The following is a 22,909-nucleotide window of genomic DNA, read 5'->3' as shown; positions in this document are numbered from 1 at the left end:
GAAGCCGTCCATGACCGCCTGGGACAAGTCCCGCCTGCCGAGCCGCCACACCACCATGGGCCCGGAGCGCGCGCCGCACCGGTCCTACTACTACGCGATGGGCCTCACGGCGGAGGAGATCGAGGCGCCCCTGGTCGGCGTCGCCTCCTGCTGGAATGAGGCCGCGCCCTGCAACATCGCGCTGTCCCGCCAGGCCCAGGCGGCCAAGACCGGCGTGAAGGCGGCTGGCGCGACCCCGCGCGAATTCACCACCATCACGGTGACCGACGGCATCGCGATGGGGCACCAGTCGATGAAGTCCTCTCTGGCCTCGCGCGAGGCCATCGCGGATTCCATCGAACTCACCATGCGCGGTCATTGCTACGACGCGCTGGTCGGCATCGCCGGCTGCGACAAGTCGCTGCCCGGCGTGATGATGGCGATGCTGCGGCTGAACGTGCCGAGCGTCTTCATGTACGGCGGGTCAATCATGCCCGGGAAGCATCACGGGCGGGACGTGACGGTGCTCGATGTGTTCGAGGCGGTGGGCCAGCACGCCGCCGGCAACATGTCCGACGCCGAGCTGCTCGATCTGGAACAGCATGCCTGCCCCGGCGCGGGCGCCTGTGGCGGCCAGTTCACCGCCAACACCATGGCCTGCGTGTCGGAGGCGATCGGGCTCGCGCTGCCCTTCTCGGCCGGCGCGCCCGCACCCTTCGAGGAACGCGACGAATACGCCGTGGCCTCGGGCAAGGCGGTGGTGGAACTGATCCGCCGCAACCTCCGCCCGCGCGACATCGTGACGCTGGAGGCGCTGCACAACGCCGCGGCGATCGTGGGCGCGACGGGCGGATCCACCAACGCCGCGCTGCACCTTCCCGCCATGGCGCATGAGGCCGGCATCCGCTTCACCCTGCAGGATGTCGCGGAGATCATGCGCAGGACGCCGCACATCGCGGACCTCAAGCCCGGCGGCAAATACGTCGCGGCCGACGTCCACCGCATCGGGGGCGTGCCGGTCATCATCAAGGCGCTGCTCGATGGCGGCTACCTGAAGGGCGATTGCATCACGGTCACCGGGAAGACTCTCGCCGAGAACCATCGCGACGTGATCGTCCCGAAGGACCAGGACGTGGTGTATCCCACCACCAACCCGATCAGCCCGATCGGCGGCGTCGTCGCCCTGCACGGCAACCTCGCGCCCGAGGGCGCGATCGTGAAGATCGCCGGCATGCACAAGTTGCGCTTCGAGGGCACCGCACTCTGCTTCGACTGCGAGGAGGACGCCTTCGCCGCCGTCGAGGCCCGCGCCTACAAGCCCGGTGACGTCATCATCGTCCGCTACGAAGGCCCCAAGGGCGGGCCGGGCATGCGGGAGATGCTGTCCACCACCTCCGCCATCTACGGCCAGGGCATGGGCGACAAGGTCGCGCTGATCACCGATGGCCGCTTCTCCGGCGCCACGCGCGGCTTCTGCATCGGGCATGTGGGACCGGAAGCCGCGGTGGGCGGCCCCATCGCGCTGCTCCAGGACGGCGACCGCATCGTCATCGACGCGGAACAGGGCACCATCGACATGATGCTGCCGGAAGACGAGATCGCCCGCCGCCGCGCCGCCTGGAAGCCCCGCGGCCACGACTACAATGCCGGCGCGCTGTGGAAATACGCGCAACTCGTCGGACCGGCCTATCTCGGGGCGGTGACCCAGCCTGGTGCGGCCGCAGAGACGCATTGCTACGCCGACCAATAGTCACGCGGGCGCCATCATGGCGCCATGCGCAACGCCCCAGGCTTCCCCCGCGTTGACGGGCGGCGGCGCGCTTCGCCGCCCATGTCGAGAGGGCCCGAATCATGTCGCTGCGACCGCTGTTGCTTCTGGGTGGCCTGGGTCTGGCCGGCTGCGTGGCCTATCCGGCGCCGCCGCCCCCGCCGCCGAGACCCGTCTATGTCGCCCCGGCACCGCCGCCGCCGGTGTATGTTGAACCTGCGCCGCGCCGCCGGGTCTGGGTGCCGCGGCGCTGTGATGCCTATGGCCGGTGCTGGGGCGGCTATTGGGGCTGGCGTTGACATGGCCGGGTGACCTGCCCGGCCGCTGAGGATGATATCCATGCGTGTGGCCCTGCCTGTCCTGGCGCTCGTTTCGGCGATTTCCCTGGGTGGTTGCGTGCAATATCCGAATGGGACCTGGGGGCCGCCGCCGGCCCCGCAGCCCGTCGCCTATGCGGCCCCGGTTCCACCCCCGGCCCCGCCTGTCGTCTATTCCCCGCCCAGCTACGGCTATGGTTATGCGCCCGGCGTGCCGGTCTATGTCGCCCCCGCGCCGGCCCCGCCGCCGGTCGTAGTCGCACCCTCGGTCAGCCTCGGCTTCGGTTGGGGGTGGGGGAGGGGATATTGGGGGCCGGGCTATTGGGGCCGGCCCTATTACGGGCGCCGCTGGTAGTATGGCTGCGCACCGCACGCCTGCCATAGGAGGCTTCCCGATGTCCCGACGTCTTGTCCTGGCGCTCGCCGGATTGCTGGTGGCGGCACCTGCCGTCGCACAGGCACCCTACTGGCCGCCCATCCCGCCGCCGCGCGCAGAGCCGGTCCCGCCCCCGCCCGGCGAACGACTGACCTGGCAACCCGGCCACTGGCAATGGGAGGGGCGGGAATATGTCTGGGTTCCCGGCCGCTGGATCGAGCGCCCGGCGCCACACCTGCAGTTCGTTCCCGGGCATTGGGCCTGGCGGCCGACCGGCGGCTGGGTTTGGATCCCGGCGCATTGGCGCTGACGGCCGCCCAGCTCAGCGCAGCGTGACGATCACCGGCGTGTGGTCGGAAGGCTGCGCCTCGCTGCGCGGCAGGGTGTCCACCTCGCAGGATTCCAGCCGCTCGGCGAGCTCGGGGCTCAGCAGCGCATGGTCGATGCGCAGGCCGCGATTGGTCTCGAAGGCCGCGCCGTAGTCCCAGTAGGTGTAGAGCGTCTCGCGCGGATGCAGCGCCCGCAGCGCATCCGTCAGGCCGAGATGCAGCAGCGCCCGAAACCGCGCCCGGCTTTCCGGCCGCACCAGGGCATCGGTCGGCGGCAGCGCCCCCGACGCGAGGTCCGCATCCGTCGGACAGACATTGAAGTCGCCCAGGATCGCAAACGGCGTGAAGGTGTCGAGGCGTTCTGCCGCCACCGCCCGCAGCCGGTCCATCCAACCGAGCTTGTAGGCGAAGCCGGCCTCCCCGCCCGAATTGCCGTTCGGCAGGTAGATGCCGGCGGCGTTCATGCCCTCCGCCGCGACCTCGATGTAGCGGGCATGGCCATCCTCATCGTCGCCAGGCAGATGCTCGGCAACGACCGTGAAGGGCACCCGCGCGATGACCGCCACGCCGTTGCGCCCGCCCGCCTGGCCGACCGCATGGGTGGTGTAGCCCAGCGCCTCGAATCCCGCTGTGGGCACCTGTTCGGCCGTGCAGCGGGTCTCCTGCAGGAACAGGATCTCAGGCTGCACGCGCTCCAGGAACCGCGCGACATGGGCCGCCCGCTGGCGGATCGAATTGACGTTGAATGTCGCGAGTTTCATGCCGGCTTCGATGGAAAGGGGTCGCACCATACCCCCGCCGCCGAAGCCGCGGTCAAGCCGCGGACCCTATGCGGCGATGGCCATGGCCATGCAGGCCAGGAAGACACCGATCCGCAGGATGATGGCAGGCATCACGCCAGGCGCGCGCAGGGGGTCGGTCATCGCTGATCCCTCCGGTTGGTGGTCATGCCGCGTGCGGGTTTTCCGTTGGGGGAACGATATACGTCAGCGATGCTGACCTGCAAGAAAATTGCTGCGGTGCATCATGTGGGCGCCGGGAGGGCTCTCCCCATGCGCCTGAAGATGAAGCGCTGACGGCAATGCAGAGGGGCTCGGCCCCTTTCAAGCCTCACCCCGCCAAAGGCCCAAAGGCCTCTGGACACCTCAACTTGGCACCGGGCGCCGCGCCTGCGCTGGGCCGAAAAGGGCGGTCTGCTGCCCGGCGCCCAGAAAAATACCCGGTGCTCAGCCGCAGCGGGTGCGCCGCATGCGTGACCGCCCCGCGGGCCCGGCACCAAGTATCGGCTTCCAAAGGTCCTGTGGCCTATGCGAGGCCCATCGACGCCGAAGCAACGCCAATGGATACCCGTGGCGGGGAGAGAGGTCCGGAGAGGGGCAAAGCCCCTCTCTGGCCGCCCTCAGCCGCCTTACGCCACCGAGAACGACGTCCCGCACCCGCAGGCAGACACCGCCTGGGGGTTCCGAATGGCGAAATGCGCCCCGATCAGTTCCTCGGCCCAGTCCAGTTCCGCCCCCGCCAGCAGGTCCAGCGAGACAGGATCGACGAAGACCCGTCCCGGCCCATCGCCGACCACCAGGTCTTCCTCGGCCGGGCTGTCTTCCAGCCCGAACTTGTACTGGAACCCCGAGCAGCCGCCCGCTTCCACTGCCAGGCGCAGCCCGGCATCCGGGCGGCCGTCGCGGGCCGCGATCTCGGTGATTTGGGCGTGGGCGCGGTCGGTGACGCGGAAGGCGGGCGTGGTGGTGGTGCCGTCGGGCATGGCTAAAATTCCTCGACGCTTCAGTTTGGTATTCTGCGGGCGCTATCAAGGTTCTTCTAGCAGGTAAGCTTTTGCAGCGGGAAAGGGAGGATCGAAGCGATTCGACATTGAAACTACTCCTGCTGCCGTGATAACAAGATCAGCGTCTTTGAATATAATCATAAAAGTGATGGAATGAGAATAAAGACATGGATCGTATCATAATTATATCAAATGCGGAAATCTTCTGCAAAAGGATGATCGGCTGTGGACGCCTTCGGAATGCAGAAATGAAAACAAATATCAATGAAGAAAAGTGTCGGTATATTATTATGCTCGGAGAGTGCGAGCAATGAAATTGTTCGGATCGGAAGAAAATATTAGGATTTTAAATATCCTTCGCGAAATTCCGGGTAAATTCGCTTGGCTCGGGCTGATGATTTGTGTGGCGTCAGCGTTTGCGTATGGGCCTTGGTTATTGAGTATGAAGTCATACTTAATCATGGGCTTTGCGATCGGTTCACTGTTGGTCATGTTTATATATTCTCGATTTCTAAAAAATATTGATCTTGGGCGCATGGAATCGGGATGGAAGACCTGGTCGATAATAATATTTGTCGGTGCCGGACTTAGAATTTTATGGGCTGTTCTGGTGGATCCAGTATATGGAGGTGATGCTATCTCTTTTCATGAGACGGCGCTCCGCATCTTATCGGAACACCGATATGCGAGCACCTATCAGGATGTGTTAGGTATTATAGATCGTCAAATCGAGCTTCGCTCCTGGAGGCCGCCAGGGTTACCTGTCATGCTGGCCTGTTGGTATTTTATATTTGGGCATGAATCATCTTCTGTTATCGCTTTCAATATATTTGTATATGTAATGACGTCATTAATTCTCATTATATTCTGTGTTAGATTGTTTAATCGAGGTGGAGTGAGTGTGGTTTTGGCGGTTTTTGCGCTGTGGCCAAAGCTTATTATATTGGGTTCTGTCCCACTTACAGAGGCGCCGAGTCTTCTGCTATTCTTGATTTCGGTGCTTGCTTTTGATCGATTTCTGAGGGGGTCGCTTCCATCCTCAGTAGGTGCGGGGTTGGCCTTCGGGGTTGGTGCCCTTGTGCGACCGTCGATGCTTCTGATGCCTTTGGCGTGGGGCGCGATGGCCGCCGCGTCCACGAGGGTATCGTTGCGTCGAGGCGCCCTCGTCCTGGCAGGTGCGACCATCATCGGCATGGCGTGCGTGCTTCCATGGTCGTTGCGCAATCAAGCTGTGCTGGGCGAATTTGTGCTAATCTCTACGAATGGCGGAGACGTACTTTACAGAGCAAATAATCCACGCGCGACAGGGAATTTTACTCCTGCGGGAGAGCGCGATTTAACGCAATTCATTACCAATGAAGCGGAATGGAATAAATTAGGATCTGCGTGGGCTGTCGAATGGATTTTAGAGAATCCGACGGAGTTCCTCAAATCTGCAATACGAAAGCTGGGGTATTTTTGGGGAGCTGGAGAAGATGGAAACACATTTCGTCTGTATTATCCAGATATGAAAGACAGATTCCCATTAATTGTCTTAACGGCAGAAATATTAATGAATTTTTCATGGTTTCTGTTGTTGTTTGCGGTAGGAGGATCTCTTGTTGCGATCCGAGGGGAAATTATAACATCTCCCCTGCTTGTTGGCTTAATGTGGGGGACTTTATTGCTCTCGGGAGTGCATGCGGTCTACGAAAGCCATGCAAGATACAATCTGCCAATCCTGGGTGCTCTCATCCTGATTGCCGCCTCTGGTCCGATGCTTTCGCGCTCGGGCACGTCGTCAGCGCAGTAGACCGGGGAGGAACGTTTTCGGCACGACTTGGCGGAATAACCACGGCGGTGATAGGGCTCCGCCATGAGTCTCGCCCCATACGCCGTCCGGCCCGAGACCTCGCGTGGCCGGCTGCATCCGGAACCGGGCGGGGATGCGCGCTCGCCCTTCCAGCGGGACCGGGACCGGATCATCCACGCCACGTCCTTCCGGCGGCTGCAGTACAAGACCCAGGTCTTCGTCTACCATGAGGGCGACCATTTCCGGACCCGCCTGACCCATTCGATCGAGGTCGCGCAGATCGCGCGGTCGATCGCCCGGCAACTCCATCTGGACGAGGACCTGGCCGAGGCGCTGGCGCTGGCGCATGACCTCGGCCACCCGCCCTTCGGCCATGCGGGGGAGGATGCGCTGAACAGCGCGATGAAGCCCTATGGCGGCTTCGACCACAATGCGCAGTCGCTGAAGGCGGTGACGCAGCTCGAAGCGCGCTATGCCGGTTTCGACGGGCTGAACCTGACCTGGGAGACGCTGGAGGGCCTCGCGAAGCACAACGGCCCGCTGCGCCGGCCCGCGCCCTACATCGCCGAATACGACGCGATCCATTCGCTCGACCTCAGCACCCATGCGAGCGCCGAGGCGCAGGTTGCGGCACTGGCCGACGACATCGCCTACAACAACCACGACCTCGATGACGGGCTGCGCGCGCGGCTCTTCACGCTGGAGGAAGTGAGCGCGCTGCCGCTGATCGGCGATGCGCTGGCCGAGGCGCGCGGCACTTACCCCGGCATGCCCGAGGATCGCGTGGCGCCCGAGATGATCCGCCGCGTCATCAACATGATGGTGGTCGATGCCATCTCGGAATGCCGCCGGCGCCTGATCGGCCTCGCACCCGAGACGGTGGACGATGTCCGCCGCGCGCCCGAGCCCGTGGTCGCCTTCTCCCGCGACATGGCCGCGGCGAACCTCGTCCTGCGCGACTTCCTGTTCACGCGCATGTACCGCCATTGGCGGGTGAACCGCACCATGGCGAAGTCGAAGCGCGTGGTGCAGATGATGTTCAGCCTGTTCCATGGCGGGCCGCAGATGCTGCCGCCGGCCTGGCGCAGCCGTGCCGGCGACCCCGGTTCCCCGCGCTGCGCCCTGGTGGTGTGCGACTACATCGCCGGCATGACCGACCGCTACGCGCTGGAAGAGCACCGGCGCATGACCGACCCCGACATTCCTGGCTGAGGCCACATGATGACCGAGAACATTTTCACCCTGCTGACGCAGGAGGTGCGCGGCGCGCTCGCCGCCCTGGTGCCCGAACTCCCGCCCGAGGCGCTGGCCCGCGTGCAGGTCGAACCGCCGCGCGACGCCGCGCATGGTGACATGGCCACCAATGCGGCGCTGGTCGCGGCGAAGCCGGCGCGTATGCCGCCGCCGAAGCTCGCCGCCGCGCTCGCCGAGAAACTGGTCGCCCTGCCCATGGTGGCCGAGGCGGCCCCGGCTGGCCCTGGCTTCGTGAACATGCGTCTGCAGGAGGACTTCATCCGCGCCCAGGTCCCCGTCGCGCTGCGCGCCGGCGAAGCCTACGGCGACAGCACGCTCGGCGCCGGCGTGAAGGCGAATGTCGAATATGTCTCCGCCAACCCCACCGGACCGATGCATGTCGGCCATTGCCGCGGCGCGGTGGTGGGCGATGCGCTCGCCAACCTGATGGCCAAGGCGGGCTGGGCGGTCACCAAGGAATACTACATCAACGATGCGGGGAATCAGGTCATCGCCCTCGGCTGGGCGACCTATTGGCGATACCTGCTTGCCGTCACCGGCGACACCGACCACTGGAACGCCGAGCAGACAGAACGCCGCTTCGGCGTGACGCTGCAATATCGCGGCGACTACCTGGTCGCGGTCGGCGCCGCGCTCGCGGAGCGCTTCGGCGACAGCCTGATGCCGCGCCACATCGGCAATGACGAGCTCTCGCCCGAGGACACCATCGCCGCCTTCGGTCCGGCGCTCGCCCAGGGCTGGCTGGTGAAATCCACCTGGATCGACACCTGCCGCGAGACGGCGGTCGCCATGATGATGACCGAGATCCGCGAGGATCTGACGCTGCTCGGAGTGAACCAGGACGTGTTCCGCTCGGAGCGGGCCATGGTCGAGGCCGGCGCGGTCGAACACGCGGTCAAGCTGCTGGAAGACAAGGGCCTGATCTACGAGGGCGTTCTGGAACCGCCCAAGGGCAAGACGCCCGAGGATTGGGAGCCCCGCCCGCAGACGCTGTTCCGCGCCACCGAATTCGGTGACGACGTGGACCGCCCGCTGCGCAAGTCGGACGGGTCCAACACTTATTTCGCCAACGACATCGCCTACCATGCCGACAAGGTCGCGCGCGGCGAGCAGCTTCTGATCGACGTTTGGGGCGCCGACCATGGCGGCTATGTCCCGCGCATGACGGCGGCGGTGAAGGCGGTCTCCGGCGGCGCCGTGCCGCTCGAGATCGTGCTCTGCCAGATTGTTCACGTGATGAAGGCCGGCGAGCCGGTGCGCATGTCGAAGCGGGCAGGGACCTACATCACCCTGCGCGACCTGATCGAGGAAGTCGGTCGCGACGCCGTCCGCTTCACCATGCTGACGCGCAAATCCGACGCGCAGATGGAATTCGACCTCGACAAGGTCGTCGAGCAATCGCGCGACAACCCGGTCTTCTACGTCCAATACGCCCATGCGCGCTGCCGGTCCGTGCTGCGCCAGGCCGAGGCGACCGACCCTGCCCTGGTGGTCGATCTCGCAGCCGCGCCGCTCGATGCCCTGACGGATGCGGCGGAAATGGCGCTGATCCGGCGCATCACCGCCTGGCCGCGCACGGTGGAAGCGGCCGCAACAGCGCGTGAACCGCACCGGATCGCCTTCTTTCTCCAAGACTTGGCCGGGGACTTTCACGTATTGTGGAACCGTGGTCGCGACGATTCGACGCTCCGCTTCATCCGGGCGGAGGATCCGGCGGCCACGCGGGCCCGGCTGGCGCTCGTCGCCGCGACGGCGACGGTCATTCGCTCGGGCCTCGGTGTCATGGGGGTGACGCCGGTCGAGGAAATGCGCTGACGGGCTAGCCCACGGCCCAAGGGGGGGAGTTGGGCGTGACTGACGTACCTGTACCATCCTATCGCGTGCGGCCGTCGCATGATGGCAGCCCGCCATGGCGGATGCTGGCGATCGGTGGCGGGATCGCCGCGGCGGTGGTCGTGGGCGGCGCCGTGATGTGGGGTGTCATGCATGTTTCGGGACCGCGCAGCGTGCCGGTGATCGAGCCGGACCCGCGTCCCTTCAAGGTCCGCCCGGACGATCCGGGCGGCTTGCGCGTGCCCAACCAGGACGAACTGATCTTCGAGCGCAACCGCGGCAGCAATGCCCAGCCGCCGGCTGCGCGCCTCGCACCGGAGCCCGAGGCGCCGCGCATCGACGCGCTGCGCGCGCAGGTGGCGCAGCCCTCGTCGAGACCGGCCCCGGCGGCCGAAGGCGTGACCCTGCCTCCGCGCGCCGCCGCGCCGACGGCGGCGGCGCCCCCAGCCACGGCGCCCGCCACCTCCGCGCCAGCCGCCACGACGCCAGCCCCCGCTGCGCAGACGGCGGCGGCGCCCGCGCGGCCCGCGCCGGTGCCGAATGGCCGCATCCGCGTGCAGCTCGGCGCCCTGACCAGCGACGAGGCGGCGCGCGGCGAGTGGGACCGGCTGTCCGGGCGGTATCCTGACCTTCTCGGCGCCTTCCGGCCCCAGGTGGTGCGCTTCGAACGGGAAGGGCAGGCGACGCTGTATCGCCTGCGTACCGGCGGCTTCGCCGACGTCGCGGCGGCCCAGGCCTTCTGCGAGCAGGCCCGCGAACAGCGGATTCCCTGCATCATCGTCCGCTGACGATCCTGCCGTGACCCCTCGCGCGGCGATCATCGGCCTGTCCGGGCCCCGGCTCACCACGGCCGAGGCGGCGCTGCTGCGCGCCCGCCGCCCGATCGGCGCCATTCTCTTTGCCCGCAACGTGGTCGATCCGGCGCAAGTCGCGGCGCTGACGGGCGAGATCCGGGACATCCTCGGCGCCGAGGCGCCGATACTGGTCGATCAGGAAGGCGGCCGCGTCGCCCGGCTGAAGCCGCCGCACTGGGAACGCTTCCCCGCCGCCGCCGCCTTCGAGCACGCGCCGGAACCCGCGCTGCGCGCCAATGCGGCGCTGCTCGGCGCCACCTGCCGCGATGTCGGGCTGGATGTGGTCTGCGCGCCGGTGCTCGATCTTCGCCTGCCGGGTGCGCATGGGGTGATCGGCGACCGGGCCTTCTCCGAGGACCCTGCCGTGATCGCACGGCTCGGCGCGGCCTTCGTCGCCGGGCTGCAGGCGGCAGGGTGCATACCGGTGATCAAGCACATCCCTGGCCATGGCCGGGCGATGGCCGACAGTCATCACGAGTTGCCCCGCGTCGCCGCGTCCGCGACGGACCTCGTGGCCGATATCGCCCCTTTCCGGGCGCTGGCGGGGTCGGGTGCCTGGGCGATGACCGCCCATGTGCTCTATGAGGCCTGGGATCGGGCGCTGCCCGCGACCATCTCTCCCGCCGTGATCGGAAGCATCATTCGTGGCGATATCGGATTCGACGGCGTGCTGGTGACGGACGACCTCGCCATGGGCGCGCTGGCCGGCATGGCCAATGACTTGGCTGGGGCTTCGATCGCCGCGGGCTGCGACCTTGTGCTGCACTGCACAGGCCGGCTGGCGGAGACCGAGGCGGTCCTCGATGCCTGTCCCATGCTGAGCGACCGCTCAGCCGAGCGCATCGCCCGGGCGGCTGCCACGCGCGACGCCTTCCAGCGCCTCCGGCCCGAGGCTCTGCGTGCGCTGCGCGACACCGCGCTCGGCGCCCTGGCCGCTGCCGCCCCCGGCGAAGACCCCACCGCACGGATCGCGTGATGCCCGACTGGCTGCCCAATGCGGCGGTGGCGATCCTCGCCGCTGTCCTTGCGATCACGCTGCATGAGGCGGCGCATGGCTATGCCGCGCTCGCCCTTGGCGACGACACCGCCAAGCGGGCGGGGCGCATCAGCATCAATCCGCTGCGCCATGTCGACCCGATGGGGACCATCATCCTGCCGGGCATCCTGGTGATCGGCCAATTGCTGGCAACCGGCCAGGTGCAGGGCGTCTTCGGCTGGGCCAAGCCGGTGCCGGTCGACATCTGGAAGCTGCGCAACCCGCGCAGCGGCATGGTGTGGGTCGCCGCCGCCGGGCCGGCGATCAACGGCGTGCTGGCGATCGCCGCCGCCGTGCTGGCCCATATCGTGATCTGGGGGCAGGGGGCCTTGGGGCCGGAGGCGACCGGCCTGCTGCTGCGATTCTGCGGGCTATCGATCCTGTCGAACCTGGTGCTCGGCCTGTTCAACCTGATCCCGCTGCCGCCGCTGGATGGCGGGCGCATCATGGTCGGCATCCTGCCGCGGGAACCGGCCATCGCGCTCGCCCGGGTCGAGCCATATGGCATGATGATCGTGATCCTCGGCCTGTTCATCATGCCGATGGTCATCCCGGGCTGGGACCCGATGGGCGTCTTCTTTCGCAATGTCGTGGCACCGGCCTTCGATTTCGTTCTCTGGCTGGCCGGGCACGGGGGCGGCGGCGGATGAGCGAATCCCTGCATCTGCAACTGGACGGCTTCGAGGGTCCGCTCGACCTCCTGCTCGAACTCGCCCGGTCGCAGAAGGTGGATATCGCCAAGATCTCGATTATCGCATTGGTCGACCAGTATATCGCGGTCATCGAGGGCGCGCGGCGGGTGCGCCTGGAACTCGCGGCCGACTGGCTGGTCATGGCCGCCTGGCTCGCCTGGCTGAAATCCCGCCTGCTGGTCCCGCCCGAGGAAGCCGAGGGCGAGGACGCCGAGGCACTGGCCGAACAACTCGCCGACCGGCTGGTCGAACTCGAACGCATGCGCGCGGCGGCGCTGTGGCTGAACCGGCGCCCCTGGCTGGGCCACGACGTCTTCGCCCGCGGCGCGCCCGAAAGCCTGAAGGTCGAGGACCGGTCCGGCCTGCATGCCGACCTGCCATCGCTGTTGCAGGCCTATGTTGCCGCGCGGCGGCGGGCGCTGGCGAAGCGCCCCTACCGCCCCAAGCCGCGCAAGCTGTTCACGGTGCAGGAGGCGCTGGAGCGCCTGTCCCGCCTGGTCGGTGCATTGCCCTCCTGGTCCGTGCTGATGGGTTTCCTGCCGGAGACCATCCTCGACCCGCTGGAACGGCGCGCGGCCCTTGCCAGCACGCTCGTGGCGGGATTGGAGATGGCCCGCGGCGGCGGGATCGAGATCCGTCAGGAGGAGGCCTTCGGCCCCATCATGGTACGGCGCCGGACTGAGGAGGGTGGCACCGATGACCAACCAGGCTGAGGAGCCGAAGCAGAGCGCGTCTGAGCCGGAGGGCGCGGCGCTGCCGGGTGCCGGGCAGGAGACGGTTGCGTCCGCGGGGACCGACGGCCATGTCCCGGAGGACGCCGCTCCCGAGGGCGCCGCGATCGACGACGCCATGGCGGATGATGCTGTTTCCGAAGACGCCGTGCCGCAGAACACCGCGCCCGACGACGCAGATCCCGAGCACACCGGCGCGGAAGACAGTGCCGCGGACGTCGCCGTGTCCGGCGCTTTCGAGGACGCCATCCTGCCCGAAGCAGGGGAGAGCGTGCCCGAACCGGTCGCTGGCGACGCGCTCGACCCGGCGCCCATCGACACCGCGCCTCCTGCCGCCGAGGGCGACGCCCTCGTCGCGTCCGGGACAGATGCTCCCCAAGGCGCCGCACTCGACACCGCCGAGGAACCTCTCGATCCCATCCTCCTCGCCGAGGGCGTACGCATCGCCGAGGCCCTGGTCTTCGCCTCCGACCGCCCGGTGACCTCGCACATGCTTGCGGCCGTCCTGCCCGAGGGCCTGACCGCCGCCCCGGTCATGGCGGCCCTGGCCGAGGCCTGCGAAGGCCGCGGTGTGACACTCACCGAGGTCGCCGGCGGTTGGGCTTTCCGCACCGCTGCGGACCTGGCCCAGCGCCTGACCAAGGTCGTCCAGGCCCCGCGCCGCCTGCCGCGCGCGGCGATGGAGGCGCTGTCCATCATCGCCTACCACCAGCCCTGCACCCGCGGCGAGATCGAGGAGATCCGCGGTGCGGCCCTGGCCCAGACGACGCTGGAAGCGCTGCTGGAACTCGGTCTGGTGGCCCCACGCGGACGGCGGGAGGTGCCGGGCCGGCCGACGCTGTGGGGGACCACGCCGAAGTTCCTGGAACAGTTTGGGCTGAAGGCGCTGTCCGACCTCCCGCGCAAGGAGGAACTGGTCACGGCGGAGACCGCGCCGGTGCTGCCATTGGCGCCCGAGCCGGCAGAGCCAAAGCAGGGCGAGTGATGCTGCGTCCGATGGCAGAGGGCGATTGGAGGGGCTCTGCCCCTCCAAGCCACCCCGCCAAAGGCCGAAAGGCCTTTGGAAACCAATACTTGGCGCCCGGTACGACCGCCGGCGCACAGACGATCCCGCCGCGCTCGGCAGCCGGTCGAGGTTTCCAAAGGCCTTTCGGCCTTTGGCGGGGGGAGGTCCGGAGGGGGGCCAAGCCCCTCTCCGTGCGCCCGTAAGGCTCAGCGATGTCCTTGGTTTTCCACACAATCCACCACGCCTATGGCGACAACCCCGTCCTGCGCGGCATCGACCTGTCCGTCGCCCCGGGCGAGATCGTCTGCCTCCTCGGCGCTTCCGGCTGCGGCAAGACGACGTTGCTGCGCCTGGCCTCGGGGCTCGAACCGCTGCAACAGGGCCGCATCGAGCTCGGCGGGCAGTTGATCGCCGAACCGGGCCGCGAAGTCCCGCCGGAACGCCGCGGCGTCGGCTTCGTCTTCCAGGACTACGCGTTGTTCCCCCATCTGACGGTGGCCGAGAACATCGCCTTCGGCCTGCGCTTCGCCCCGCGCGGGGAGCGCGCGGAACGCGTCACTGATGCGCTCGCCCGAGTGGGGCTGGAGAGCCATCGCGACGCCTTCCCGCACATGCTCTCGGGCGGGCAGCAGCAGCGCGTGGCGCTGGCGCGCGCGTTGGCCCCGCGGCCCTCCGTGCTGCTGCTGGACGAGGCCTTCGCCAGCCTCGATGCCCGGCTGCGGGAGCAGGTGCGCGACGACACGCTGCACGTTCTGCAATCCTCCGGCATCGCTACCCTGCTGGTGACCCACGATTCGGAGGAGGCGATGTTCATGGGCGACCGCATCGCCCTGATGCGGGAAGGGCGGATCCTCCAGCTCGGCGCGCCCGAGACGCTCTACTTCGCCCCCGTGGACCGCTACGTCGCGACTTTCCTCGGTGAGGTGAACCGGCTGCCGGCGCGCATCGCCGGCGGACAGGCGGAAACGGCGCTGGGCGCCTTGCCCGCACCGGACCTGGCCGAGGGCGCGGCCGAAGTGCTGGTGCGGCCCGAGGGGCTGCGCCTCGGCGCCGACTCCGCGCCGCAGGCGCAGGTCGAGGCGTGCCGCCTGCTCGGCGCGACCACGCTGGTCCATCTGGCGCTGCCGGACGGGGCCGGAGGCCTCGTGCATCTGCATGCGCGGCTGCCTCCGGGACGCCGGCTGGTACGTGGAGAATACGTAACGGTTGGAATTGACCCCGAGCGGGCCTTCGTCTTTCCGCCCGAGGCTCCCTAGATAAGGGGTCCGGCGCATTGGCGATTGGCCGGCTTCCTGCTAACGGGGCGTCCCCTGCCGGCAGGAACGCCGGGGGACAAGGGAACGCATGCTAGGGCTCGACTGGTCAGAGATCGCCTTGATTGCCGTGGTGGCGCTCGTCGTCATCGGGCCCAAGGACCTGCCCGACGCCATCAAGGGCCTGGCGCGGGGCATCCAGTCCCTGCGCCGGAAATTCACCGAATTCCAGCAGCAGGCGGATGAGCTGGTCCGCGAGGCGAAGCTCGAGGACGTGCGCAACCAGATCGCGGATGTGCGCAACACGATCAGCGAGATCCGCAGCTTCGACATCAAGGGCCAGATCCAGAAGGCGGTGGACGCCGACGGGTCCGTGACCAAGGCGTTCCAGGAACCGTTGATGGGCAGCGGGTCCACCTACACGCCGCCGCCGGCCTATGAACCGCCGCCGGTGCCCGAGAACGCGCCCGCCTTCGTGCCGCCCGACGTGGCGCGCTGGGCCGCGCCGCCCCCGCCGCCGAAGCCCGCCCCCGCGCCGGCCTTCGTGCCGCCGGAGGAGCCGGTGCCCGAAGTGATCTCCGCCCCCGCGATGCCAGCCGTGGCGACCCCGGAGGCGACCTCCGCCGCCGCGACGCCGGTTGTCGCCGTGCCCGATCCGTCGCCCGCCACCCCGGCTGAGCCGCCGCGGCCGGCCCCCACCACCCCGAGCGTGTAGGCGACCGGTTCATTGGCTACCGACACCACCGAAGACGACGATCCCATCCACGACAAGCCCATGCCGTTGATGGACCACCTGAAGGAGCTGCGCACGCGGCTGCTCTGGTCGGTGGCTGCGTTCCTGATCGCCTTCGCGGGGTGCTACTACTTCGCCGAGCCGATCTACTTCTTCCTGGCCGAACCGCTGATCCACGTCATGCGGGACCTGGGGCATTCCAACCCTCGGCTGATCTTCACCCACCTGCTGGAAGCCTTCGTCACCTATCTGAAGGTGGCCTTCTTCGGCGCGGTGTTCCTGTCCTTCCCGATGTGGGCGACGCAGCTCTGGCTGTTCGTGGCACCGGGGCTGTACCGGTCGGAGAAGCGGGCGATCCTGCCCTTCCTGATTGCGTCGCCCTTCCTCTTCGTGTTGGGGGCGGCACTCGCCTACTACTTCATCTTCCCGTTGGCCTGGCGCTTCCTCGCCGGCTTCGCGACCCCACCGGGCGGGTGGGACGGCGCCTCGGTCGACCTGCTGCCGAAGGTGAGCGAGTACCTCTCCCTCGTCATGCACATGATCCTGGCCTTCGGCATCGCCTTCCAGCTGCCGGTGCTGCTGACGCTGCTGTGCCGCGTCGGCATCCTGAGCCCCGACAGCCTGCGCAAGGGCCGGCGCTACGCCGTGGTGATCATGTTCGTGGTGTCGGCGGTGCTGACGCCGCCCGACATCGTCAGCCAGATCGGCCTCGCCGTGCCGCTGATCCTGCTCTACGAGATCTCGATCTGGGCCGCGCGGTGGATGACGCCGAAGCAGGTGGACCAGAGTTGACCCTGTGACGCCTTGGCCCCGTTGCGGCGGGGCCGTTCCACAGTTCACGGGTTCGGGTCTTCAAAGGGCTTTTTCGCGATGCATGACATCCGGGCGGTGCGGGCAGATCCCGCGGCTTTCGACGCGGCGCTGGCGCGACGGGGCATAGCGCCCCTCTCCACGGCGATCCTGGCGAGCGATGAAGCACGCCGCACGGCGCAGACCGCGTTGCAGGAGAAGCAGGCCAGGCGCAACGCCATCGCCAAGGAAATCGGCATGGCCAAGCGCCAGGGCGGCGACACCGCCGCGCTGGAAGCCGAGGCCGTGGCGTTGCGCGACGAGATGGCCGCCCTCGACGCCGTGGCAGCGGAGGCGGAGCGCGAGCAGACCACGCTGCTCGAAGCCCTGCCCAACCTGCTGGATGCCGAGGTGCCGGACGGCGCGGATGAATCCGCCAATGTCGTTCTGCACCAGCATGGCGACATCCCGAATTACCCCTTCCTGCCGAAGCAGCATTTCGAGCTCGGCGAGGCGCTCGGGCTGATGGATTTCGCCACGGCGACCAAACTCGCCGGGTCGCGCTTCACCGTGCTGAAGGGTGTGCTGGCGCGACTGGAACGTGCGCTGGGGCAGTGGATGATCACCCTGCACACGGACGCGCATGGCTACAGCGAGACGTCGGTTCCGCTGCTGGTCAACGACGCGACCATGTACGGCACGGGCCAGCTTCCGAAATTCGCCGAGGACCTGTTCCGCACCACCGACGAGCGCTGGCTGATCCCCACCGCCGAGGTGCCGCTGACGAACTTCGCGCGCGACGAGATCATCCCCGAGGCCCAGTTGCCGATGCGCATGACGGCGCTGACGCCATGCTTCCGGTCCGAGGCCGGCAGCGCCGGGCGTGACACGCGCGGCATGCTGCGCCAGCACCAGTTCTGGAAGGTGGAGATGGTCTCCATCACCACCCCGGACGAATCGGCCGCCGAGCATGAGCGCATGACGCGCTGCGCCGAGCGCGTGCTGACCGATCTCGGCCTGACCTGGCGGCGGATCATTCTGTCCTCTGGCGATACCGGCTTCGGCGCGGCGCGGACCTATGACCTGGAGGTCTGGCTGCCGGGCCAGCAGGCGTGGCGGGAGATCTCCTCCTGCTCCAACTGCCGGGACTTCCAGGCGCGTCGCATGAACGCGCGCATGAAGCCCAAGGAAGGCAAGGGCAATGTCTTCGTCCACACGCTGAACGGGTCGGGCGTTGCCGTCGGCCGCGCGCTGATCGCGGTGATGGAGACCTATCAGCAGGAAGACGGGTCGATCCGCATCCCGGACGTGCTGCTGCCCTTCATGGGCGGCGTCAGCAAGATCGGCTGAAGGGGACGCTGATCGTCTCGCCGAAAGCGGGGATGCGGAAATCGGCATCCCCGCGCAGCGCGCGCAGGCGTTGCGGCGGCTCGTCGATCGGCTCGCGCGTCAGCTTGAAGACGCCGAAATGCATGGCGATGGACGTCCGCGCCCGCAGCGCGTGATGGGCCTGCATCGCTTCCTCTGGATTCATGTGGACGGATGACATGAACCAGCGCGGGTCATAGGCGCCGATCGGCACCAGCGCGGCATCGAAGGGGCCAAGGCGTTCGCCGATTTCGGCGAAATGCGGACCCCAGGCGCTGTCGCCGCAAAAGAATACCCGTGCGCCGTTGACGCTCTCGATGGCGAAGCCGCCCCAGAGCCGCCGGCAGGCGTCCCAGAGCGTCCGCGCGGAGCCATGGTGCATGGGCAGATAGGTGATGCGGTGGCCGCCGGGCAGGGTGTGCGCCTGCCACCAGTCGAGTTCCGCGACCTCCTCCAGCCCCGACTGCCGCACAAGTGCGGCATTGCCGAGGCCGGTGACGACCGGCGGTGCACCCATCCGCACCAGCTGCCGCAGTGTCCCGATGTCGCAATGATCGTAGTGGCAATGCGACAGCAACACCGCGTCGGCCCGGGGCAGCGCGTCGAGCGCCTGGCCGGGAGCGCGCGCCCGGCGCGGGCCGATGGCGCGGAAGGGGCTGGCGCGTTCGCTCCAGACCGGGTCGGTCAGCAGTACCGGGCCGCCGTCGATGGCGATGCAGAAGCTGGCATGGCCGATGGCGGTGATCGCGACATGTCCTGGCGGCGGCGGGGCCGGCGGTGGCTGCGGCGGATCGGTGATCCGGCGCGGCCAGCGCGCGCCGTCGCCGCCGACCATGAGCTTCAGCACCTCGGTCAGGCGCTTGCCGGCATGTGAGCCGTCGGGGTTGCGGAAACGGCCATCCGCACCCCGGGGCGCGTCATCCCCACCGGGCATGGCTCGCGTGTCCGGTCCGATCCGAGGTCACGGACGAGACCTGGTGAGGCGCCGCACCTCGCCATCCGTCCCGAGCAGGCCCTCCGTGGCCATGCCGAAGAAGATCCCATGCTCGACGACCCCCGTCGTCGCCTTCAGGCGCGCGGCGAGCGTTCCGGGATCGTCGATCGCGCCGCACTGCGCGTCGTAGATCAGGTTGCCGTTGTCGGTGACCCTCGGGACGGACCCATCCATCCGCAGGCGGAGCGGGCCGTCGATGCCGCTGGCGTGCAGCACGTCACGGATGCGCGCCGCCGTCGTCCGATGGCCGAAGGGAACCACCTCGATCGGCAGGGGAAAGGCCCCCAGGCGCGCGACATGCTTGCTGCCATCGGCGATGACGACGCAGCGATCGGAGACTGCCCAGACCAGTTTCTCCCGCAGCAGGGCCCCGCCGCCGCCTTTGATCAGAGCGAGGTCGGGCCCGATCTCGTCGGCACCGTCCACGGTGATGTCGATCCGTTCGACCGCATCCATCTCGATCAGGCGCAGGCCGAGACGTGTGGCGAGATGTGCGGTTTCCACCGATGTCGGCACGCAGGAAAGGTCCAGTTTGCGCGCGGCCACGGCCTCGACGAACCATTTGGCCGTCGAGCCCGTCCCGAGGCCGACCACCATGCCGTTGCGGACCAGTTCCGCGGCGGCCTGCCCGACCGCCTGCTTCTGCCGCTCGGCGTCTGTCATGCGCCCCACGCCTTCGTGCCGGGCATCAGGCGTCGATCCTCACGCCCAGCCGCCCGGCAAGGTCCTGGATGAACTGCCACGCCACGCGCCCCGATCGCCCGCCGCGCGTCACCGACCATTCCACCGCCTCCGCGTGCAGCGCCTCGGTCGAGATGGGCAGGCCGAAATGCGCCGCATAGCCCTCGATCATCGCGAAGAAGGTCGGCTGGTCCGCGTTGTGGAAGCCGATCCATAGGCCGAAGCGGTCGGACAGGGATACCTTCTCCTCGACCGCCTCATGCGGGTTGATGGCGGTGCTGCGCTCATTCTCGATCATGTCGCGCGACATGAGGTGGCGGCGGTTCGACGTCGCGTAGAACAGGACATTGGCCGGCCGGCCCTCGATGCCGCCGTCCAGCACCGATTTCAGCGCCTTGTAGTCGGCGTCATCCTTCTCGAAGGACAAGTCGTCGCAGAAGACCAGGCAGCGGCGGGGCTGGAGGCGAAGCTGCCCGAGCAGCTCGGGCAGGGTGCTGATGTCCTCGCGGTGGATCTCGATCAGGGCTAGGCTGCCGGGGAGCTCGGCATTGGCGGCGGTGTGCGCGGCCTTGACCAGGGACGACTTGCCGGTGCCGCGGGCACCCCAGAGCATGGCGTTGTTGGCGCTGAAGCCGCGCGCGAAGCGCAGCGTGTTGTCCATCAGCAGGTCCTTCTGCCGCTCGACCCCGCGCAGCAGCCCGATGGGCACGGCGGCGACCTTTGGAACCGGCGCCAAGTGCGGGCGCGGCGGTTCGGGATGCCAGACGAAGGCATCCGCCGCCGTGAGGTCGAGTGCCGAGGCCGGCGGCGGGGCGAGGCGTTCGAGCGCCTCGGCGATGCGGGTCAGAACGGGGATCAAGGACGCGTCTTCCATGGTTTCTGCGGCATAGGACGGGACGCTATTGACGGGAAGGGGTGGGCCGCTAGGTTCCGCGCCGTCACGCCGGGAAACGGAGCAGAACCATGTGGAATCCCTTCGCGATCTCGGTCGCGCATGCCCAGGACGCCGCCGCCGGCGGCGCTGCGGGCATCGTCATGCAGATCATGCCGCTGGTGCTGATCTTCGTCGTCTTCTACTTCCTGCTGATCCGCCCCCAGCAGAAGAAGATGAAGGATCATCGCGAGATGCTGACGCAGCTCAAGCGGAATGACCGTGTGGTCACCGCTGGCGGCATCATCGCGACCATCACCAAGGTCAAGGAAGGCTCGGACGAGATCGAGGCGGAGATCGCCCCGAATGTTCGCGTCAACTTGGTGCGCGGCACCATCACCAGCGTGATCCGCCCGCAGGCGGCGAACGACCAGAAGGCGGCCTGACGCGCCTGCTCCCGCAGGCGGATGGCCCGACGGGGTCGTCCGGCTGCCGGGGACACGGCGACTTGGCAACAGCTGGGGTGGCAGGGAGGGTGCCTGCCATCACTGCGTGCATATCGGATTGCCTAGACGTGCATGCGTTGTCCTGCGTATGATCGGGGTGACGAAAGGTTTATATTCGGCCACTCTCCTGCCGGACCGCGTGCATGTCGATTCACCCGCCCACCGTTTTCGCTGTTGCCTGTGTGCTCGCCCTGTTCCTGGGGTGCCTGCAGCTTTGGCTTTGGCGGCAGGATCGTGAGCAGCGTGCCCTGGCGACCATCGGTGGGGCCTACCTGGTCGGGGCGGTCGGGACGCTGTTGCTCTCCGGCCGAGGCTCCCTGCCGAACTGGATCTCGATCGACGCCGCGAACACCCTGATCGCCGTCGCCTACGGGATGATCTGGTGCAGCATGCGCCAGTTCGAGCAGCGGCCGCTGCGGCCGGGCCTGACCTTCCTCGGCGCGGCGGCCTGGCTGGCGAGCTGCCAGGTGCCGGCGATCTACGACAGCCTGCCGGGGCGCGTGGCGGTGATGTCCGCCGTCACCGGCTGCTACTGCATCGCCGCGGGCATCGAGGTGTGGCGCGGAAGGATCAGCCGGCCACTGCCCTCGCAACGGCCTCTCGCCGCGCTACTGATGCTCAACGGCGTGCTGCACGCTGCGCGGACGCCGCTGATGATTGTGCTGCCGGTCCAGGAGCGCGGCCATCGCCTGCCGTCGGAGACGGGCTGGTTCGCCGTCATATCCCTGATCTCCGTCGTGGTCGTCGTCGGCATCGCGATGCTGCTTGTCGCCCTCGCCAAGGAACAGGCGCAGCTTCGCTCCAATGCCGCGATGGCCGCGGCGCGCGATGCCTCGGAGAAGGCGAGCGAGGAGAAGTCGCGCTTCCTTGCGCGCATGAGCCACGAGCTGCGCACGCTGCTCAATTCGGTGCTCGGCATGGCGCAGCTCCTCGCGCGCGATCCCGGGCTCGATCCCGGGCGGCGCGAGCATGCCGCGACGCTCGAACGCGCCGGGCGGCACCTCGTCGCGATTGTCAACGACGTGCTCGACCTCGCGCGGGTCGAGGCCGGGCGGCTCGAACTGGCGCCGCGTCCGGTGGAACTCGGCGGGCTGCTGGATGAGGCGGTCGAGCTGGTCCGCCCCGCCGCCATGGCGAAGGGCATCACCCTCGACGTGCAACTCCGCTCCTCTCTGCCCGCGTCGCTGATGCTCGATCCGGTGCGCATCCGCCAGATCCTGCTGAACCTGCTCGGCAACGCCGTGAAGTTCACGCCGGAAGGCGGCTCCGTCACCCTGGCCGCGAGCGCGGGACCGGCGATGCTCGCGCTCATCGTCACCGACAACGGGCCCGGTATTCCGGAGGCGCAGCGCGCCCGGTTGTTCCAGGATTATGAGCGCATGGGCGCCGATGCCGCGGGGACGGAGGGAACGGGTCTCGGCCTTGCCATCACCGCCGCCTTGGCGCGGGCGATGGGCGGGCAGGCGGCTTATGCGCCGGGGCCGGACGGGGCCGGCAGCAGCTTCGTCATCACCCTGCCGCTGGTCGTCGCCACGCTGGCGATGGCCGCCGAAAAGCCGGCCGCGGAACCGGTCCTGCCGGCCGATGGCCTGCGGATCCTGGTGGTCGACGACATCGCCGCCAACCGCATGGTGGCGGAGGCTCTGCTGAAGCAGGCCGGCCACAAGGTCGCCTGCTACGCCGACGGTCCTTCGGCGATCGCGGCGATCGAGAGCGGGCCGCTGCCGGACGTCGTGCTCATGGACATCCACATGCCCGGGATGGACGGCTTCGCCACGACCGCGCGCATCCGCGCGCTGCCCGCGCCGGCGGGGCAACTGCCCATCATCGCCCTGACCGCCGAGGCCGCGCCGGACGAGGTGCGCGCCTGCCTCGAGGCCGGCATGGACGGTCATGTCTCGAAGCCCATCGACCGCATGTCGCTGCTGCTGGCCATTGCCGAGGCGACGCGGGTGCGCGTCTGA

22 protein-coding genes are annotated in these 22,909 nt (G+C 68.1%); 17 read left to right on the top strand and 5 right to left on the bottom strand.

Annotated features, from left to right (window positions below; genetic code table 11):
- The first annotated feature begins 10 nt into the window (after nucleotides 1-10).
- The 3 genes from ilvD to KPL78_RS18080 all read left to right on the top strand — a co-directional run bounded on the left by ilvD (nucleotide 11) and on the right by KPL78_RS18080 (nucleotide 2,750).
- Nucleotides 11-1,729 carry a dihydroxy-acid dehydratase gene (ilvD, locus tag KPL78_RS18090; protein WP_219764379.1) on the top strand — a complete coding sequence of 573 codons (1,719 nt, stop codon included), beginning with the start codon at nucleotides 11-13 and terminating at the stop codon, nucleotides 1,727-1,729.
- Nucleotides 1,730-2,086: 357 nt separating this feature from the next.
- Nucleotides 2,087-2,419 (top strand): hypothetical protein, encoded by a 333-nt coding sequence (locus KPL78_RS18085; protein ID WP_219764378.1) that lies wholly within the window; start codon nucleotides 2,087-2,089, stop codon nucleotides 2,417-2,419.
- Nucleotides 2,420-2,459: 40 nt separating this feature from the next.
- Nucleotides 2,460-2,750 carry a YXWGXW repeat-containing protein gene (locus KPL78_RS18080; RefSeq protein ID WP_219764377.1) on the top strand — a complete coding sequence of 97 codons (291 nt, stop codon included), beginning with the start codon at nucleotides 2,460-2,462 and terminating at the stop codon, nucleotides 2,748-2,750.
- A gap of 12 nt (nucleotides 2,751-2,762) precedes the next feature.
- Here the strand turns inward: KPL78_RS18080 and xth are convergent, their stop codons facing one another.
- Nucleotides 2,763-3,530 carry an exodeoxyribonuclease III gene (xth, locus tag KPL78_RS18075; RefSeq protein ID WP_219764376.1) on the bottom strand — a complete coding sequence of 256 codons (768 nt, stop codon included), beginning with the start codon at nucleotides 3,528-3,530 and terminating at the stop codon, nucleotides 2,763-2,765.
- A 647-nt stretch (nucleotides 3,531-4,177) separates the two neighbouring features.
- A complete protein-coding gene (locus KPL78_RS18070; protein ID WP_219764375.1) occupies nucleotides 4,178-4,531 on the bottom strand; it encodes a HesB/IscA family protein in 354 nt (117 codons plus the stop codon).
- A gap of 331 nt (nucleotides 4,532-4,862) precedes the next feature.
- Between KPL78_RS18070 and KPL78_RS18065 the strand changes: the two genes are divergently transcribed.
- From KPL78_RS18065 to serS, 12 genes are all read left to right on the top strand, one after another.
- Nucleotides 4,863-6,344: an ArnT family glycosyltransferase gene (locus tag KPL78_RS18065; RefSeq protein WP_219764374.1), complete on the top strand. Its 1,482-nt coding sequence runs from the start codon at nucleotides 4,863-4,865 to the stop codon at nucleotides 6,342-6,344.
- 63 nt (nucleotides 6,345-6,407) lie between these two features.
- On the top strand, nucleotides 6,408-7,556 hold the full coding sequence (locus KPL78_RS18060; protein WP_219764373.1) for a deoxyguanosinetriphosphate triphosphohydrolase: 1,149 nt from the start codon (nucleotides 6,408-6,410) through the stop codon (nucleotides 7,554-7,556).
- Nucleotides 7,557-7,565: 9 nt separating this feature from the next.
- Nucleotides 7,566-9,413, top strand: coding sequence for an arginine--tRNA ligase (locus KPL78_RS18055; protein WP_219764372.1), 1,848 nt, complete (start codon nucleotides 7,566-7,568; stop codon nucleotides 9,411-9,413).
- Between the two features lie 35 nt (nucleotides 9,414-9,448).
- Nucleotides 9,449-10,219, top strand: coding sequence for an SPOR domain-containing protein (locus KPL78_RS18050; RefSeq protein ID WP_219764371.1), 771 nt, complete (start codon nucleotides 9,449-9,451; stop codon nucleotides 10,217-10,219).
- Nucleotides 10,220-10,229: 10 nt separating this feature from the next.
- On the top strand, nucleotides 10,230-11,261 hold the full coding sequence (gene nagZ / locus KPL78_RS18045; protein WP_219764370.1) for a beta-N-acetylhexosaminidase: 1,032 nt from the start codon (nucleotides 10,230-10,232) through the stop codon (nucleotides 11,259-11,261).
- Entirely contained in the window at nucleotides 11,261-11,971 is a 711-nt protein-coding gene (locus KPL78_RS18040) for a site-2 protease family protein (protein WP_219764369.1), read from the top strand. The genes nagZ and KPL78_RS18040 overlap by 1 nt, the downstream gene beginning before the upstream one ends.
- Complete coding sequence (locus KPL78_RS18035; protein ID WP_219764368.1) at nucleotides 11,968-12,726, top strand: segregation and condensation protein A; 759 nt, start codon at nucleotides 11,968-11,970, stop codon at nucleotides 12,724-12,726. Before KPL78_RS18040 ends, KPL78_RS18035 begins: the two co-directional genes overlap by 4 nt.
- Nucleotides 12,710-13,729, top strand: a complete 1,020-nt coding sequence (gene scpB, locus KPL78_RS18030) for an SMC-Scp complex subunit ScpB (RefSeq protein WP_255569162.1) — start codon at nucleotides 12,710-12,712, stop codon at nucleotides 13,727-13,729. Before KPL78_RS18035 ends, scpB begins: the two co-directional genes overlap by 17 nt.
- A 233-nt stretch (nucleotides 13,730-13,962) precedes the next feature.
- Entirely contained in the window at nucleotides 13,963-15,006 is a 1,044-nt protein-coding gene (locus KPL78_RS18025) for an ABC transporter ATP-binding protein (RefSeq protein WP_219764367.1), read from the top strand.
- Between the two features lie 88 nt (nucleotides 15,007-15,094).
- Entirely contained in the window at nucleotides 15,095-15,718 is a 624-nt protein-coding gene (tatB, locus tag KPL78_RS18020; protein WP_219764366.1) for a Sec-independent protein translocase protein TatB, read from the top strand.
- A gap of 12 nt (nucleotides 15,719-15,730) precedes the next feature.
- Entirely contained in the window at nucleotides 15,731-16,528 is a 798-nt protein-coding gene (gene tatC / locus KPL78_RS18015) for a twin-arginine translocase subunit TatC (protein WP_408904488.1), read from the top strand.
- Between the two features lie 78 nt (nucleotides 16,529-16,606).
- Entirely contained in the window at nucleotides 16,607-17,875 is a 1,269-nt protein-coding gene (gene serS, locus KPL78_RS18010; RefSeq protein WP_219764365.1) for a serine--tRNA ligase, read from the top strand.
- On the opposite strand, the gene KPL78_RS18005 is transcribed toward serS, so the two are convergent.
- From KPL78_RS18005 to KPL78_RS17995, 3 genes are read right to left on the bottom strand one after another with little or no spacing between them, the layout of a single operon-like run.
- Complete coding sequence (locus KPL78_RS18005; RefSeq protein WP_255569161.1) at nucleotides 17,859-18,827, bottom strand: MBL fold metallo-hydrolase; 969 nt, start codon at nucleotides 18,825-18,827, stop codon at nucleotides 17,859-17,861. The two genes, serS and KPL78_RS18005, sit on opposite strands and share 17 nt — an antisense overlap.
- A gap of 27 nt (nucleotides 18,828-18,854) precedes the next feature.
- The gene (gene rpiA, locus KPL78_RS18000) at nucleotides 18,855-19,550 is read right to left on the bottom strand and encodes a ribose-5-phosphate isomerase RpiA (protein ID WP_219764364.1); all 696 of its coding nucleotides are present in this window, start codon (nucleotides 19,548-19,550) and stop codon (nucleotides 18,855-18,857) included.
- Nucleotides 19,551-19,575: 25 nt separating this feature from the next.
- The gene (locus tag KPL78_RS17995; protein ID WP_219764363.1) at nucleotides 19,576-20,442 is read right to left on the bottom strand and encodes an ATP-binding protein; all 867 of its coding nucleotides are present in this window, start codon (nucleotides 20,440-20,442) and stop codon (nucleotides 19,576-19,578) included.
- A gap of 89 nt (nucleotides 20,443-20,531) precedes the next feature.
- Between KPL78_RS17995 and yajC the strand changes: the two genes are divergently transcribed.
- Nucleotides 20,532-20,885, top strand: coding sequence for a preprotein translocase subunit YajC (gene yajC, locus KPL78_RS17990; RefSeq protein ID WP_219764362.1), 354 nt, complete (start codon nucleotides 20,532-20,534; stop codon nucleotides 20,883-20,885).
- A 203-nt stretch (nucleotides 20,886-21,088) separates the two neighbouring features.
- Nucleotides 21,089-22,909, top strand: a complete 1,821-nt coding sequence (locus tag KPL78_RS17985; protein ID WP_219764361.1) for a response regulator — start codon at nucleotides 21,089-21,091, stop codon at nucleotides 22,907-22,909.

The organism is Roseomonas alba (assembly GCF_019430885.1).
Lineage (GTDB): Bacteria > Pseudomonadota > Alphaproteobacteria > Acetobacterales > Acetobacteraceae > Neoroseomonas > Neoroseomonas alba.
Note: the sequence above shows the minus strand (reverse complement) of the source record. Positions and strands in the feature narration are given on the sequence as shown.